This is a genomic window from Streptomyces sp. MnatMP-M17, assembly GCF_900091995.1.
Classification (GTDB): domain Bacteria; phylum Actinomycetota; class Actinomycetes; order Streptomycetales; family Streptomycetaceae; genus Streptomyces.
On record NZ_FMDK01001175.1, the window covers coordinates 1 to 1,723 of the forward strand.

Below are 1,723 nucleotides of genomic sequence, written 5' to 3' on the forward strand. Positions count from 1 at the left end.
GGTCCGCCGCCCGTGGTGGCGCGTCCGCCAGCGCCACCACCGCGCCGTCCCGGCCCGCCACCACCGGTTCGCGCGAGCGCGAGCCCTTCGCCCGGTACTGCGCCGCGTCCGCCAGCCGGAACAGCCGCCGTGCCGTCCGTACCTCTCCGATCGGATCGCCCGTCGAGGCGATCCCGCACGCCACGCCCTCGCCCAGATTCAGCTCGCCCGCACGCACGCACAGTTCGTCCGCCACCGCGATCACCTCGTCCGCCGTAGGGCCCACGGCAACCAGACAGAACTCGTCACCGCCGAGCCGCGCGGCCAGCGCGCCGGGAAGCTTCGCGCCACAGACGGAGAGGACCGTGCCGAACCGTTCCAGCAGACGGTCGCCCACCGCATGCCCAAGCGTGTCGTTGACCCGCTTGAGACCGTTGAGATCGCAGACGACCAGGCTCACGACGGCGCCGTCCTTGCGGTGTCTGCCGACGGCCTCGTCCAGCCGTACGTCCACCGCCCGCCGATTGGCGAGTCCGGTCAGCGGGTCCGTGAAGGCGAGCCGGCGGACCTCTTCGAGCCGCTCCGTCTGGGCGATGCCCGCCGCCACCACGGACGCGATGACGGTCGCGAAGTCCGTGTCGTCCGGGCCGAACACCGGCAGTCCCGGAGGACGGGCCACATACAGTTCGCCCCAGGCCCGCCCGTGCAGCACGATCGGTGCGACGACACAACAGCCACGGCCGCGTCTGCGCAGCGTGGCCACCCGCTCATGGCGATATCCGGGCGCTCGCACGGCGCCCTCGGCCCGCCCGGCGCCGACGGCCCGCGCGGGGCCCGTCGCCGTCTCGACCCAGGCCTTCGGGCCGCCGCCCGCCGCCCAGCGCTCGTGCAGGAATTCGGTGATCTCGGGAAACCGGTGCACGGGATAGGTCTCGTCCTCCGGGAACTCCTCCTCGTCCTCGGCCCGCTCACCCACATTCACCAGCACCTTGAGCCGTCCCAGCTCCCGCTCCCACACCGAGAGCGCCGCGAAGCTCCCGCCGAGCGCCTCGCGCGCGCCCTGCGCGGCGGCCCGCCAGGACTCGATCGGCGTAGGGGCCGCCGCCATCGCCTGAGACAGTTCCACTATGGCGCGCAGACGCCCATCCACTCCCATAACCCCAGCTTAGGACGGTATGCCGGGATTTGATCATCGACAGCGAGGAGTGATCATCGCGCCTTCACCCACAGGGCCCGTTCACTCTCCCGGCCACTCCGGCTTCCGCTTCTCGTTGAAGGCCGCGACGCCCTCCGCGCGGTCCCCGGAGAAGGCCACGGAGCGCCACGCGGCGTCCTCCACCTCCAGTCCTGCGCGCAGATCGAGGCCGTGTCCGAGCCGCAGCGCGCGCTTCGCGGCGCGCAGGCCGACGGGCGAGTTCGCGGCGATGCGCTCCGCCAGCGCGAGGGCCTCGTCCCGGTCGGCTCCCTCGTCCACCAGCAGATCGACCAGACCGAGCCGCTCCGCCTCCGCCGCCTCCAGACGCCGGGCCGTGAAGATCAGCTCGGCGGCCCGCGCGGCTCCGACGCGGCGCGGCAGCAGTTGCGTACCGCCGCCGCCCGGGATCACTCCGACCGAGACCTCGGGCAGTCCGAGGACCGCCGTACGGTCGGCGACGATCAGATCGCAGGCGAGCGCCAGCTCGAAGCCGCCGCCCAGTGCGAAGCCGTGCACCGCCGCGACGACCGGCATCGGCAGGGCCCGCAC

Annotated in this window: 2 protein-coding genes; both read right to left on the reverse strand. The window is 73.2% G+C overall.

What is annotated here, in order from left to right:
• Positions 1–1,135 (reverse strand): GGDEF domain-containing protein (locus GA0115259_RS37495; protein ID WP_107469422.1); only part of this gene is annotated, 1,135 nt, incomplete at its 3' end.
• An 81-nt stretch (positions 1,136–1,216) separates the two neighbouring features.
• The coding region (locus GA0115259_RS37500; protein WP_176732786.1) for an enoyl-CoA hydratase/isomerase family protein at positions 1,217–1,723 on the reverse strand (507 nt) is incomplete at its 5' end.